This is a genomic window from Winogradskyella sp., from assembly GCF_016744625.1.
Lineage (GTDB): Bacteria > Bacteroidota > Bacteroidia > Flavobacteriales > Flavobacteriaceae > Winogradskyella.
In genome coordinates this window covers 1-15,461 of record NZ_JADGDZ010000034.1, presented here as the reverse complement: position 1 = coordinate 15,461, position 15,461 = coordinate 1, and the positions used below count along the sequence as shown (strand labels likewise).

Sequence of the window (15,461 nt, the reverse complement as noted above, 5' to 3'; positions counted from 1 at the left end):
CAATTAGAACTGAATTAATAAAATAGTAAAACTTAAATCTGAAAAATTATGAAGAAGATTATAACATTAGTATGTGTATCGGCTTTGGGTGGCTTATTAACCTTAGGTGGATACAAACTTTTTATCGAAGAAAATAACGAACAATTAGCGGTTGAACAATCGTCGGATTTCCCTATATATATTCCAACAAGCAATTCTAACACTATAAATAGTACTTCGGTTATTGCACCAAATTTTGTTGAAGCTGCAGAAAAATCAATAGATGCCGTAGTTCATGTAAAAAATACATCTATCGTTAATTCACCAATGAGTATGCAAGATTTGTTTTACGGTAGAAGCTCTCAACGTGCACAAGTGGGAACAGGAAGTGGTGTTATTATTTCTCCAACAGGCTACATTGTAACTAACAATCATGTTATTAGTGATGCTAACGAAATCAGTATTACATTAAATAACAACAAATCTTATATGGCAGAATTGATAGGTGCCGACGAATCCACTGATATAGCACTTTTAAAAATTGAAACCGAAGAAGATCTACCTTTTATGGCTTTCGGTGATTCTGATAATGCAAAAATTGGTGAATGGGTTCTAGCTGTTGGAAATCCCTTTAATTTAAATTCTACAGTCACAGCTGGTATTATTAGTGCAAAATCTAGAGATCTAACTGGTCAAAATAACCAATCATTTATTCAAACAGATGCAGCTGTAAATCCTGGTAACTCAGGAGGAGCACTTGTTAGTACCAATGGAGATTTAATTGGTATTAATACAGCTATTTCATCTCGTACTGGTTCTTATATTGGATATTCATTTGCTGTACCAAGTAATATTGCTCGTAAAATCGTAAATGATATTATGGAGTATGGGAATGTACAAAACGGTATTCTAGGTGTTGTTGGTGGTGCTTTAAATAGTAAAACTGCAGACGAATTAGGAACAGATATTACTGAAGGTTTTTACGTTAGTGAAGTGCAAGAAGATACTGGAGCTGAAAAAGCAGGAATACAATCTGGAGATATTATTAGAAAGATTGATGGTTTAGAAATCAATAAGTTTTCTGACTTAACTGGTTATCTAAAAACTAAAAGCCCAGATGATGTGGTTAATGTGACCTTACTTAGAGATGGTGATGAAGAAATTTTACCTGTAACCTTATTAAAGCCATCCACCTATGTTGTTGAAACAATTGGCTTTGTGAAAAATGCTTCAAAAAAAGAATTAAATAAATTTAATGCTGAATATGGTGTAAAGATTTCAAAATTTGATAAAAACTACAAACCGTATTGGAATAAAAATGGTGTTGAAGAAGGAAGTATTTTAACCAGGATTAATGGTAAAAAGCTGTATTCTATTGATGATGCTCAAAATGCATTAAAAACAAGAAACTTAAATGAGCCGCTTCAAATTGAAGTAATTAATAAAGAAGGTGAAAAAGTGGTTTACAATTTTAGATAAAATTCAATTAAAATAGATTAAAATGACCCTTCAAAGAATTATTCTTTGAAGGGTTTTTATTTTCGACAAAAAGCGTTACGAAAACGATTGAAATATGTATTTTTGCGCCAAATCTAAAAACCACTAAACCAAAAACAAATGGGTTTTAATGACACTTACGAAAAAGAGTTAGCGTTTCAAGCTGATCGTCGCAGAGCAACTGTAGAATTTATTAAAATTGTTAGTGACTTATGGTACGATAAGTCTATTGAACTAGTTTTATTTAGAAATCAATTAATCGACAGAAATGTAAGCGAAATTTTAAACTTGCACGAATATGCAGGTGAATTTGTGCAAAAACCAATTTCTATTTTCGATTCTGTTGAAATTGCACAAGCAATTAGCGCTTTAAACTTGCCACCAGCTAAATTAGATATTGGTAAATTAACTTACGAGTTTCATTTAGAAGATCAGAAACACAGTAATGCTACAGCTTTTGTTGCAGCAAAACTAGGTGACGCAAAAGACAATAAAAGTATAGAACCTAAAGATGTTATTCTTTATGGTTTTGGAAGAATTGGTAGATTAGTAGCTCGTGAGTTAATGACACGTACAGGAAATGGAAACCAACTGCGTTTAAGAGCAATTGTAACTAGAGGTGCTATTAATGAAACTGTTTTAGAAAAGCGTGCTTCATTATTAAGAAACGATTCTGTGCATGGAGATTTTTCTGGTATGGTAAGTACTGATGTAAAAAACTCTGCATTAATTATCAACGGAACAACTGTTAATATCATTTCTGCTAACGCTCCAGAAGATATCGATTATACAAAGTACGGCATCAAAAATGCATTAGTGATAGATAATACAGGTGCTTTTAGAGATAAAGAAGCATTAAGCAGGCACTTAAAAGCAAAAGGAGTTGATAAAGTTTTATTGACTGCTCCTGGTAAAGGTATCCCAAATATTGTGCATGGTGTAAATCATACAGAACACAATCCTGATAAGGTAAAAATATTTTCTGCAGCATCTTGTACAACAAATGCCATTACTCCTATTTTAAAAGCCGTTGAGGATTCTTTTGGAATTAAAACCGGTCATTTAGAAACGATTCATGCTTACACTAACGATCAGAACTTAGTTGACAACTTTCACAGTAAATACAGAAGAGGTCGTGCAGCTGGTTTAAATATGGTAATTACAGAAACTGGTGCAGGAAAAGCAGTTAGTAAGGCATTACCATCTCTTGAAGGAAAACTAACGTCTAACGCTATTAGAGTACCAGTACCTAATGGTTCTTTGGCAATTCTAAGTTTAGAGCTAAAAAATAAAACGTCTATAGATAGTATGAACACTATCATGAAGAAATATGCTCTAGAAGGTAATTTAGTTGAGCAAATTAAATACGAAATGAGTGACGAATTGGTATCTAGTGATATCGTTGGTAGCTCTGCTCCATCAATCTATGATAGTAAAGCTACTATTGTAAGAACAGATGGTAAAAATGCCATATTATATATATGGTATGATAATGAATATGGTTATAGCCATCAAGTAATAAGATTGGCAAAATATATCTCTAAGGTAAGACGCTATGCTTACTATTAGAACTCTTGAAAAAGGAAAAAGAAAAAATCTTGTCTAACGGCAAGATTTTTTTTGTTTATACCTAAATGAATTTTAAAATGATTGATAATAAATTTGAATTCTATTTTATTTTGAAATTCAGTTGGTATTTAACGCAACCCTTTTGATGTTTTTGCATCTATAAAAAAACCAATCCTTCATTATGAAAAAAACGTATATCTTGCTATTTGCAGTAACTGCCCTTTTATTTCAAAGTTGTTTCCCTTTTGGAGGAGGAGGCGATGATGAACCACCAATTGGGAACAACTATGAACCAGTTATTATGAAACGAGATGCTTTTGAGACTTCTACTAGTTTAGAAAACATTCCAAGAGTCATTGAAAATTCAGGAAAAATTTATGTGAAAGACAATTTTATTTTTGTCAATGAAATCAATCAAGGTTTTCACCTTATAAATAATAGTGATCCTTCTAATCCTCAAAATATTGGTTTCATTAAGGTCTTAGGGTCTTCCGATTTAAGCATTAAGGAAAATGTACTCTATGCAAATAATGCAACCGACTTAATTGCTTTTACAATTGATGAAACTTCAGAAACACTAACTATTACAAAACGCTTAGAGAATGTATTTCCTCAAATATGGTCTCCAGAAGGACAATCTTATTACAATCTAGAAGCGGATGATATTATCGTTAATTGGAACCCTATAAACTAAGTCTATGCGAAAAATATATTCAATCATAATTATAGCTTTACTTCTTATCAACTGCAGTTCAGACAGTAATTCTAATGATTCTTCAGCATTTTCTGAGACAGGTCAAGGAGGTTCGCTAGCGAGATTTGCACTCTATGTAGATTATCTCTATGTTGTAGATGATTCAAACCTTAATGTATTTAGTATTGTCAATAGAGAGGAACCTGTTCAGGTAAATACGGTTCCGATAGGCTTTAATATAGAAACACTTTTCAATTACAAAAACTATTTATATATAGGTTCTAGAGAAGGTATGTTTATTTATAACATCGATAATGCGGAGGAACCTGCTTACATTTCGGACGTGCAACATTTTACAGCTTGCGATCCCGTTGTAGCAAATGAAACACATGCTTTTGTTACTTTGCATACCAATACGTTTTGTGGAGCAGACCTCAATGTCTTAGAAATTTATGATGTTACCGAGATTAATAATCCAGTACTGATTTCATCTCGAAATTTAACACAGCCAATAGGTCTTGGACTTTATAACAACTACTTAATTGTTTGTGATGATGAAGTAAAAGTATTTGATGTCTCAAATCCTGAAGATTCTCAATTAGTTACATCTATAGACGTAAATGCTTTTGATGTTATTATTAATAATGGCATTCTCGTTTTAATTGGAGAAAACGGATTGTATCAATATAGTTTAGACAGTAATAATATTACAAATATGTCTCATTTAAGCACCATAAACATCTAAGCTTAAATTTCTGACGTATATAAATAGCCTCTCAATTATGAGAGGCTATTTGTTTAGTAATTATTTATGTAATGCATATAAAATTATTATCTTGGCAACCAATTAATTAACCTAACCAAAAATTAAATTAAGGATGAAATTCTTAACTAAATTAGCTGTAATCATAGTAATTACGCTTAGTTTTCAAACTACGAATGCACAAGCCTCAAACCAAGAAAATGAAATTCTTTCATTAAATAGTGGCACTATTGACAGCCAGTTTGAATATATATTTAAAAAATCTGGTAATTTTAAAGGCACTAAAGGACAAAAGTACGAAGCTGTCAAATACAGCTCACTTATAACTCTAAAAGCACATGTATTAGATTCTTTAAAAACTACGTATGCTAAATTAGAGAATTCTGAAAAGGTTGTTGGTAACCAAGCAAAAGAAATAGAAGATTTAAAAGCTAAACTTGGAAATACTCAAAGCAATCTAGACCTAACCAATTCTGAAAAAAACAATATGACTTTGTTAGGTATGCAAACCAGTAAAACCAATTATAACGTAATTATGTGGTCTATTATTGCTGCGCTACTAGCCTTCTTATTGTTCTTCATCTTTAAATTTAAAGGAAGTAATTCTTCAACTAGAGATGCAAAACATAAACTAGAAGAAGTAGAGACAGAATTTGAGGAACACAGAAGAGGTGCTTTAGAACGCGAACAAAAAGTAAGACGTCAATTACAAGACGAATTGAATAAGCAGAAGTCTTAAAAGGCTTTCTCTAATAAAAATTTAAATCCGTAATTTTAATTGCGGATTTTTTTATGATTATAATCAAAGCACATATAGATCACTTAGAAGATATAATTCCATTGTTTGATGGCTATAGAGTTTTTTACAAACAACATTCTGATACTGAAGGAGCACGTCAATTTTTGATAGAACGATTTAAAGACAAAGACTCTATAATTTTCATAGCATATAGCAAGGATAAAGCTGTTGGTTTCACACAGCTCTATCCACTACACTCTTCCGTTTCTATGCAACCTATGTATTTACTAAATGATTTGTTTGTAGATGCAAATTATAGAGGACAAGGTGTTGGTGAAGCATTAATAGAAAAAGCAAAACTACTTTGTGTTTCTGAAAACAATAAAGGCTTAGCCATACAAACCGCTTTAGACAATCCAGCACAGTATTTATATGAACGCTTAGGTTTTGAGAGAGATACTGATTTGCAGTTTTTTTGGACGACACAATAGACATTTAGAGCGTTATGACTACTTGACTTTCTAAATTTAAAAGTCTAACTTCGTTTACGTGTGATGAACTTGTTTCAGTAACGTTGTATATTAAACATTGAAACGCTTTTATATCCGCGAGCCATTAAATAAACTTCCAAAAAATACATTCCAAAAATTATTGCAATTAAACCTACCTTTGCACTCTATTTAGAATTCTTATGCGTATAGATATTATAACTGTATTACCAGAACTTTTAAAAAGCCCGTTTGAAGCTTCAATTTTAAAACGTGCTATAGAAGCAGGTTTGGTAGAAGTTCACTTTCATAATTTAAGAGATTATACTACTGGTAATTATAAAGCCATTGACGATACACAGTTTGGTGGTGGCGCTGGTATGGTAATGATGATAGAACCTATAGATAAATGCATTTCTAAACTACAAGCAGAGCGTAGTTACGACGAAATCATATATATGACACCAGATGGTGAGCAACTTAATCAAGGCATTGCTAATCATATTTCATTAAAGGAAAACATTATAATTCTTTGCGGACACTATAAAGGAGTTGATGAACGCGTTAGAGATCTATTCATTACAAAAGAGATTTCTATTGGAGATTATGTCTTATCTGGTGGAGAACTTGGAGCTGCTGTTCTTTGTGATGCAGTGATACGATTAATACCAGGTGTCTTAGGCAATGAGACTTCTGCTTTAACGGATTCGTTTCAAGATGATTTGTTGGCACCACCAATTTATACAAGACCAAGAGAATATAAAGGACTAAAAGTACCTGAAGTTTTATTTAGTGGCAACTTCCCAAAAATTGAAAAATGGCGTGAAGAACAAGCCTATAAGAGAACAGAGGAACGACGACCAGACCTTTTAGACGAGTAAAAAACTTTTCACTTTTAGCTTTCTACTTTTAACTTTTTAATTATCTTTGCACCCAATTTTGGATTAACCTCTGGCGAGAATCGCGAATGTTGATTTGGAACAACCATTATAAATAAAACAAAATGAATTCTTTAGTAAAATTTGTACAAGACGAATTTGTAACCCGTAAAGACTTTCCAGAATTTAGTGCTGGTGATACAATCACTGTGTATTACGAAATTAAAGAGGGAAACAAGACACGTACACAGTTCTTTAAAGGTGTAGTATTACAACGTAAAGGAACAGGAACTTCAGAAACTTTCACAATCCGTAAAATGTCAGGGATTATTGGTGTAGAGCGTATCTTCCCAGTTAATTTACCAGCTTTACAGAAAGTTGAAGTTAACAAACGTGGAAAAGTACGTAGAGCTAGAATATTCTACTTTAGAGGTCTTACAGGTAAGAAAGCAAGAATCAAAGAAGTTAGAAGATAATTCAACTTACATAACACAAAGAAAGCTCTCATTATTGAGGGCTTTTTTTGTTTATGAACTTTTGTTAATAAGTACGGTTTATAAGATGTTGATATCTAATCTGTTAAAAACATTATTTTTTCGTAATTATAATATAAATTAGCTGAACAATTAACAACAAACCTAGTTTGGTTTTAAAAGTAATTTTGAATTTGTGTTAACTGTTGATAGAGTAACGTTCTTTATTTAATGAGATTGTTTTTTGAGGTTGGCAAACCGCTTGTGTAAGCAAGTGTTGGTAAGCTAATTAAGAAGCTGAATAATTATAACATGCATTGTAGGTTATAAGTATAAAGTGAAAAGCTTTGAAGAAGTAATGGAATCGAAAGTGAACACGAAAAGGATGAGCAATGTTTTTAGGAGTATTAAACACGCAAGTGAATGATAAAGAAAAAAACATCAAGAAAAGCAAGCTTAAGAAACATAGTAATATCAGGTCAATACATTTTGAAAGGTATGAAACGTTTCATCGAAGCAGCAACGCTTGAACTGAAAAGGATGATGATGAAAATCGTACAGCCGAGTTAGTGAAAACTAAATAAGTCACGTAAGTACTGTTTCTATAAAAGCCATATCAAGACAGATTTATCTGTAGTGAAATGGCTTTTTACTTTTACAATACTTTTAATTTTGTCATCCTAGATTTGTTTTCAGGACCTATCGCAATTTTGTATTCTTGTAAAATGAACCTTCCACTTATAGACAATCTAAATTTCAAAAATCAGAATTATACTATAGATATGCTCTCTAAAGGAGAATATAGCGACTGTACTTTTACCAATTGCAATTTCGAAAATTCGAACCTTTCAAATAGTTCCTTTTTAGAATGTGTATTTATAGATTGTAATCTTAGCAATACTAATTTAATGCATACCACTTTTAATGATGTTACATTTAATGGCTGTAAATTAGTTGGTATTTTATTTCAAAATTGTAATGATTTTTTACTAGCATTTAGCTTTACAAATTGCACTCTTAATCTCAGCTCCTTCTATCAATTAAAAATCAACAGTACAAAATTTTCAAACTGTAAAATGCATCAGGTAGATTTTACAGAAACGGAAGTCAAAAATACAGTGTTTTCTAACTGTGATTTAAAGGATTCTATTTTCGATTCCACTATTCTCGAAAACGCAGATTTTTTAACAGCCTATAATTTTTCTATAAACCCTTCAAGTAATCAAATGAAAAACGCAGTTTTCTCTAAAGACAACTGTTTTGGGCTGCTCAGTTCCTTTAATATTAAAATAAAGTAACATTCTAATTACACTTGTTTTTTATTATCATTTTCTTAAAATATTAGGTGTTTTACTGTCAATCCAATACTAACAAAACACTATCCTTTTTGTATATTTGTTCAGCTTAAAAATAAGCAACTATTCAACACTATTATTTTAACGACCTATGACAAAAACAGCAAAGATTGTTTATACAAAAACTGACGAAGCGCCAGCTTTAGCAACACGTTCATTTTTACCAATTGTTAAGGCATTTACTAAGTCTTCAGGTATTACCATAGAAACTAAAGATATATCATTAGCAGCAAGGATTTTAGCTGCATTTTCAGATCACTTAACAGAAGATCAAAAAGTAATTGATGCCTTAGCTGAGCTAGGCGAATTAGCAAAACAACCTGAAGCTAATATTATTAAATTACCAAATATTAGTGCTTCTATACCACAACTTACAGATGCGATAGAAGAATTACAAGCTAAAGGTTATAAGTTGCCTGATTATCCTGAAGATCCAAAAACAGATGAAGAAAAAGATGTGAAGTCGCGTTACGATAAAATTAAAGGAAGTGCTGTAAATCCAGTTTTAAGAGAGGGGAATTCTGATCGACGTGCACCAAAAGCCGTTAAAAACTATGCTAGGAAAAATCCTCATAGTATGGGAGCATGGTCATCAGATTCCAAAACTCACGTAGCTACTATGTCGCATGGCGATTTTGCTCATAATGAAAAGTCGGTAACGCTTTCTGATGCTACCACTGTAAAAATTGTGTATACAGATAGTAAAGGAAATCAAACCACATTAAAAGACAGTTTAGGTTTATTAAAGGGTGAAATTATCGATGCAACGGTAATGAGCAAAGCTGCTTTAATAGAATTTTTAGAAGAACAAGTTGAAGATGCTTTAGATAAAAGCGTATTGTTTTCGTTGCACATGAAAGCAACAATGATGAAAGTTTCTGACCCTATTATTTTTGGCCATGCTGTACGTATTTTCTTCAAACATTTATTTGAAAAACACGGTAAAACATTCGAGAAAATTGGAGTGGATGTTAATAATGGTTTTGGAAATTTACTTGAAAAACTAAGTGAACTACCTGATGATGAACATAACGAAATAAGAGACGATATTAGGTATGCTCTACATCATAGTGCGGATTTAGCGATGGTAAATTCTGACAGAGGGATTACCAATCTTCATGTACCTAGTGATGTTATTATTGATGCCTCTATGCCAGCAATGATTAGAACTTCTGGGCAAATGTGGAATGCTGAAGGCAAACTACAAGATACAAAAGCGGTAATTCCAGATAGTAGTTATGCTGGTGTTTATATAGCTACAATAGATTTTTGTAAGAAACATGGTGCATTCGATCCTACAACTATGGGAACGGTTCCTAATGTAGGACTTATGGCTCAAAAAGCTGAAGAATACGGTTCGCACGATAAAACATTTGAAATTGCTTCAAAAGGAAAAGTTGAAGTTATAGAAGATGCTTCAGGTTTAGTTTTAACAAGTCATAAAGTTGAAGCTGGTGATATCTGGAGAATGTGCCAGGTTAAAGATGCTCCGATTCAAGATTGGATTAAACTTGCAGTAACAAGAGCAAGAGCTTCTAAAACTCCTGCAGTATTCTGGTTAGATAAAAATAGAGCTCATGATTCAGAATTGATAAAAAAGGTGAATCAATACCTTCCAAACCATGACACTTCTGGTTTAGATATTAGAATCTTATCTCCTATCAAAGCGACTAATTTTACATTAGATCGCATTAAAGATGGTAAAGACACAATTTCTGTTACAGGAAATGTTCTAAGAGATTACCTAACCGATTTATTCCCAATCTTAGAAGTTGGTACAAGTGCAAAAATGTTATCAATCGTTCCATTAATGAATGGTGGTGGATTATTTGAAACAGGAGCTGGTGGATCTGCACCAAAACATGTTCAGCAATTTGTTGAAGAAAATCATTTGCGTTGGGATTCTTTAGGTGAGTTTTTAGCTTTAGCAGTATCACTCGAACATTTTGCCGAAGTTAATAGTAATGAGAAAGCAAGAATTTTAGGAGAAGCTTTAGATGATGCTTCTGATAAATTATTAGAAAACAAAAAAGGACCTTCAAGAAAAGTAAATGAACTAGACAACAGAGGAAGTCATTTTTACTTAGCATTGTATTGGGCTGAAGCATTAGCAAAACAAGATAAAGATGTAGATTTAAAATCTGAATTCTCAAGTATTCACAATACTTTATCTTCTAATGAAGATGCTATTATTAAAGAACTTATAGATTGCCAAGATGCAACTGTTAATATTGAAGGATACTATTTACCAAGTGAAAATTTAGTTAGCAATGCAATGCGACCTAGCACTTTATTAAATACTATTTTAAATTAATAAAGGCTAAGAATTAAGGTTATGTTAAAAGCTTCTTTACGGGAGCTTTTTTTATTCTTTTGAATTAATTTTAGCTTGTAAAGCAACCTTTTTAAATTTTTACACGTCTATATATTAAACATCAATCATAAACTATGATCATATATATTAAAAGAATTCTACTCTTTTTTTTATTATGTCCTTTATTTTTTCACGCTCAAGAAAAATTTACACTAAGCGGAACCATTACTGATAACCAGAGTAACGAGACATTAATTGGTGTTAATATTATAATACCAGAGATTCAATCTGGTACCACAACCAATGAATATGGCTTCTACTCTATTACCTTGCCTTCTGGCAATTATAAGATTCTAATTAGTTATTTAGGTTACACAACGATTTCAGAAACAATTGAGTTGAATTCCGATGTGTCCAAGAATTTTAAGCTTGTTGAATCTGCGGAAAGCCTTGATGAAGTTGTTATAACTGAAGATGTTGAAAAACTAAACATCAAAAAACCACAAATGAGTGTCAACGCTTTATCGATTAAAACGATAAAGAATATGCCAGTAATTTTAGGAGAGGTAGATATTATTAAATCTATAACGCTTCTTCCTGGTGTAACCAATGCTGGTGAAGGATCATCTGGCTTTAATGTAAGAGGTGGTGCAGCAGATCAGAATTTAATACTTTTGGACGAGGCGACGATTTTTAATTCTTCTCACTTATTTGGTTTTTTCTCTGTATTCAATCCTGACGCTATTAAAGACATTAAGCTATACAAAGGTGGGATTCCTGCAAAGTATGGTGGTCGTGTATCTTCTGTACTCGATATTTATCAGAAAGAAGGAAATAGTAGAGAGTTTCATATGAATGGAGGTATTGGACTAATCTCTAGTCGTTTACTTGCAGAAGGTCCAATTAAAAAAGACAAAGGTTCTTTTCTATTAGGTGGTCGAAGCAGTTATGCACATTTGTTCTTGCCTCTTTTCGATTTAGATAATGTGGCATATTTCTATGATCTCAACACCAAACTAAGTTATAGACTAAATGATAAGAATAGTATTTTCCTTTCAGGTTATTTTGGTCGTGATGTATTTGAAATAGCAGACACCTTTGAAAACACCTATGGCAATACAGTCGTAAATTTTAGATGGAATCATTTATTCTCAGATAAACTCTTTTCTAATTTGTCATTAATATATTCAGATTACTACTATGGCCTAAAATTAAACTTCGTAGAATTCGATTGGGAATCTGGAATAAGAAACTTCAATCTTAAATATGATTTTAAACATTATATCAATAATAATTTCAAACTAGAGTATGGTTTAAATAGTATCTATTATAAGTTTAATCCTGGAGAAATTAATCCTACAACGGAAAGTTCTGGAATTAATCCTTTTAAACTAATAGATAAATATGCGTTTGAAAATGCAATTTATATTGACGCCGAACATAAATTGAGTAATAAATTATCGGTTAGTTATGGTGCTCGTTTTAGTACATTTCATCGTTTAGGGCAAGACGAATTAAACATCTACGAAAATAATAACCCTTTACTATTTAATGAAGAACTTGGCATCTATGAAAAATCAAATCCAATTGGAACTGAAAATTTTAATAAAAGTGATGTCATTGAGTCCTTTGCAAATATAGAACCTAGAATAGCTATTGCATATCAACTCAATAACAACTCCTCACTAAAGGCAAGTTATAATCGTATGAGTCAGTATTTACATCTTTTATCTAATACAAGTTCACCTACTCCGTTAGATGTATGGACTCCAAGTGGGAAATATGTGAAACCACAGCTTTTGGATCAAGTTGCAGTTGGTTATTTTAAAACTTTTAAAAACAATGAATTCTCTTTAGAAATAGAAAGCTTTTATAAAACTATTCAAAACCGAATTGACTATATAGATGGTGCAGATTTAATCGCAAACAATGCTATTGAGCAAGTCATACTAAATGGTGAAGCCAAAGCCTATGGATTAGAAGTACTTTTAAGAAAAAATGAAGGTAAGTTAAAAGGTTGGTTAGCCTATACATTATCAAAATCAGAGCAAAGAACACAAGGAAGAACAGCAACAGAATCAGGAATCAATAATGGTGAATGGTATAACACTGCCTTTGATAAAACGCATGATATTTCATTAACTGGAAGTTATGAATTAAATAAAAAATGGTCATTTAGTTCTAATTTTTTATTTCAAACTGGACAACCAGCAACATTTCCGAATGGACAATATCAATATAACGGTATTGTTATTCCTAGTTTTGAAGCACGCAATTCTAGTAGATTACCCTCATACCATCGTCTAGATTTAGCAGTAAACTATAATCCAAAACCAGATAACGCCAAGAAATTTAAAGGTCAATGGGTTTTCGGAATTTATAATATTTATAACCGTAGAAATGCGGCAAATATCTCATTTAGAGAGAATAGAATGTCTGGTTCTAATGAAGCTGTTAGACTAGCAATTTTTGGTATAGTTCCTTCAGTTTCTTATAACTTTAAATTTTAATTCATGAAAAATTCAGGGAATTTCCAAGAACATCTTAGCCTTAAAAATAGTGTGAGCAAAAAAATAATATACATCGTTCTTTTGTTTTGTCTTTGTTACAATTGTGAAGACGTTGTAGATATAGACCTCAATGAAGCTGAACCTCGTTTAGTTATAGAAGCATCTATTAATTGGTACAAAAATACTTCAGGAAATGAGCAATGTATAAAACTGTCATTATCTGCTCCATTCTTTGATGAAACAATCCCACCAGCAAATGGTGCTACTATAGAAATTATGGACACAAATAGTAATGTGTTTATTTTTATTGAAAATGGAAGTACAGGCATATACAGAAATAGTAATTTTACTCCGGTTATTAACGAAACATATTCTCTTAATATCAATTATGAAGGGGAAGTATACACTGCAACTGAGACATTAAAATCAGTATCTTCAATAGATTTTATAGAACAAAATAATGAAGGTGGTTTTACTGGAGATGAGATTGAACTAAAAGTATATTATACAGATCCGGCAAACATAGAAAATTATTATTTCTTTGAGTTTATTAGTGATATTCCAGTAATTCCTACCTTAGAGGTTTACGACGATCAATTCACAGATGGCAATCAAATATTTGGGTTTTATACTGAGGAAGATTTAGAATCTGGAAATGAGGTTACTATTAGAAATTATGGAATTTCTGAGCGGTTTTACGAGTTTATGTTTATTCTATTACAGCAAGGAAGTGAAGATGGTGGTGGACCATTCGAAGCCCAGCCTGCAACCGTAAGAGGAAATTGCATTAACGAAACCAATCCAAGTAATTATCCATTTGGATATTTCAGACTCTCTGAGGTCGATGAAATTGTTTACACGATTGAATAATTTTATTTTGGCGTTACCCAAGGCTCGCGCTATTCTCTTTATCTTGTTTATAGTTTAGACCATAAACAAGGATGTCGTTTCTATCGCTAACGCACCCATCTGCCAAATTTATTCCTTACCTTTAAAGCATGACATTTACTAAGACTACAGAACTAGATTCTCATTACAATAATCTCGAAAAGATGTCTATTAGTGAGATTACCACTATTATCAATAATGAGGATAAAACGGTTCCTTTGGCTGTAGAAAAAGCGTTGCCTCAAATTGAATCACTCATAGAGCAAGTAGTTATTAAATTAAAAAACGGAGGCCGTCTGTTTTATATTGGTGCTGGAACAAGTGGTAGATTAGGTATACTAGATGCCTCAGAGTGTCCACCTACATTTGGTGTATCTCATGATTTAGTTATCGGATTAATTGCGGGTGGAGATATGGCGATAAGAAAAGCAGTAGAGAACGCTGAAGACTCAACAACACAAGGTTGGGAAGATTTAGAAGGGTTCAACATTTCAAGCAAAGATGCTGTCATAGGTATTGCTGCGTCAGGAACAACACCATATGTAATAAGTACATTGGAAAAGTGTAATAAACAAAATATACTAACGGGTTGTATTACCTGTAATCAAGGAAGTCCCTTAGCTTTAATAACTCAATATCCAATAGAAATTGTAGTTGGTCCAGAATTTTTAACTGGTAGCTCAAGAATGAAAGCTGGTACTGCACAAAAACTCGTTCTTAACATGATTACTACCACATCTATGATTCAACTAGGTAAAGTAAAAGGAAACAAGATGGTAGATATGCAATTAAGCAATGATAAGTTAGTTAATAGAGGTGTAAAAATGATTATGGATCAATTGAAGGTTTCAAAAGTGGAAGCAACTCAATTACTATCTATTCATAAAAGCGTAAGAAAAAGTATAGCAGCACATGGACGAAAACAATAAAACAGATAAAGATATTTTAACTAAAGGTCTAAAACAAATGGGAATTTGTCTTATCCTAATGTTTGTAGGTCCTACATTACTACACCTAACATTAGATAATAAAGATAAGTCGCTTTACATCCCTTTACTTATATTGTCTATTCTACTATGCATATTAGCCATTTCATTTTTATTTATTGGTATTAATACTATCCTCAATAGCATTTTCAAAAAAAAATAATTCCACTTCATCACTTATCCTAATACATTGAAGCTTAATAAAAATTCTGTCTTATTCACACATAAAAACATCATAAAAACGAAAAAACCCTTACTAGTTAATCTAGTAAGGGTTTTGGTTAATACCAACAATGTTGGTACAAAAAAGGCGGCGACCTACTCTTCC

14 protein-coding genes are annotated in these 15,461 nt (G+C 32.1%); all 14 read left to right on the top strand.

Features of this window, described 5'->3' with window-relative positions; genetic code table 11:
• Positions 1-48: 48 nt before the first annotated feature.
• The 14 genes from QZZ53_RS08885 (at position 49) to QZZ53_RS08820 (ending at position 15,296) form a co-directional block, all read left to right on the top strand.
• A complete protein-coding gene (locus QZZ53_RS08885) occupies positions 49-1,458 on the top strand; it encodes a trypsin-like peptidase domain-containing protein (RefSeq protein WP_296383721.1) in 1,410 nt (469 codons plus the stop codon).
• Between the two features lie 138 nt (positions 1,459-1,596).
• A complete protein-coding gene (locus tag QZZ53_RS08880) occupies positions 1,597-3,045 on the top strand; it encodes a glyceraldehyde-3-phosphate dehydrogenase (protein ID WP_296383719.1) in 1,449 nt (482 codons plus the stop codon).
• A 181-nt stretch (positions 3,046-3,226) separates the two neighbouring features.
• The gene (locus QZZ53_RS08875; protein WP_296383717.1) at positions 3,227-3,739 is read left to right on the top strand and encodes a hypothetical protein; all 513 of its coding nucleotides are present in this window, start codon (positions 3,227-3,229) and stop codon (positions 3,737-3,739) included.
• A 4-nt stretch (positions 3,740-3,743) separates the two neighbouring features.
• Positions 3,744-4,484, top strand: a complete 741-nt coding sequence (locus QZZ53_RS08870) for a hypothetical protein (protein WP_296383715.1) — start codon at positions 3,744-3,746, stop codon at positions 4,482-4,484.
• 133 nt (positions 4,485-4,617) lie between these two features.
• Entirely contained in the window at positions 4,618-5,241 is a 624-nt protein-coding gene (locus QZZ53_RS08865; protein WP_296383713.1) for a tRNA (guanine-N1)-methyltransferase, read from the top strand.
• Between the two features lie 53 nt (positions 5,242-5,294).
• Positions 5,295-5,732 (top strand): GNAT family N-acetyltransferase, encoded by a 438-nt coding sequence (locus tag QZZ53_RS08860; protein WP_296383711.1) that lies wholly within the window; start codon positions 5,295-5,297, stop codon positions 5,730-5,732.
• A 200-nt stretch (positions 5,733-5,932) separates the two neighbouring features.
• On the top strand, positions 5,933-6,610 hold the full coding sequence (gene trmD / locus QZZ53_RS08855; RefSeq protein ID WP_296383709.1) for a tRNA (guanosine(37)-N1)-methyltransferase TrmD: 678 nt from the start codon (positions 5,933-5,935) through the stop codon (positions 6,608-6,610).
• A gap of 122 nt (positions 6,611-6,732) precedes the next feature.
• Positions 6,733-7,083, top strand: a complete 351-nt coding sequence (gene rplS, locus QZZ53_RS08850) for a 50S ribosomal protein L19 (protein WP_296383707.1) — start codon at positions 6,733-6,735, stop codon at positions 7,081-7,083.
• A gap of 638 nt (positions 7,084-7,721) precedes the next feature.
• On the top strand, positions 7,722-8,378 hold the full coding sequence (locus tag QZZ53_RS08845; RefSeq protein ID WP_365940483.1) for a pentapeptide repeat-containing protein: 657 nt from the start codon (positions 7,722-7,724) through the stop codon (positions 8,376-8,378).
• Positions 8,379-8,526: 148 nt separating this feature from the next.
• Positions 8,527-10,749, top strand: a complete 2,223-nt coding sequence (locus QZZ53_RS08840; protein WP_296383705.1) for an NADP-dependent isocitrate dehydrogenase — start codon at positions 8,527-8,529, stop codon at positions 10,747-10,749.
• A 134-nt stretch (positions 10,750-10,883) separates the two neighbouring features.
• A complete protein-coding gene (locus QZZ53_RS08835; protein WP_296383702.1) occupies positions 10,884-13,259 on the top strand; it encodes a TonB-dependent receptor in 2,376 nt (791 codons plus the stop codon).
• A 3-nt stretch (positions 13,260-13,262) separates the two neighbouring features.
• Entirely contained in the window at positions 13,263-14,129 is an 867-nt protein-coding gene (locus tag QZZ53_RS08830; RefSeq protein ID WP_296383700.1) for a DUF4249 domain-containing protein, read from the top strand.
• 128 nt (positions 14,130-14,257) lie between these two features.
• Positions 14,258-15,076, top strand: a complete 819-nt coding sequence (gene murQ / locus QZZ53_RS08825) for an N-acetylmuramic acid 6-phosphate etherase (protein WP_296383698.1) — start codon at positions 14,258-14,260, stop codon at positions 15,074-15,076.
• Positions 15,060-15,296 (top strand): DUF6095 family protein, encoded by a 237-nt coding sequence (locus tag QZZ53_RS08820; protein WP_365940482.1) that lies wholly within the window; start codon positions 15,060-15,062, stop codon positions 15,294-15,296. The genes murQ and QZZ53_RS08820 overlap by 17 nt, the downstream gene beginning before the upstream one ends.
• Positions 15,297-15,461: the final 165 nt, after the last annotated feature.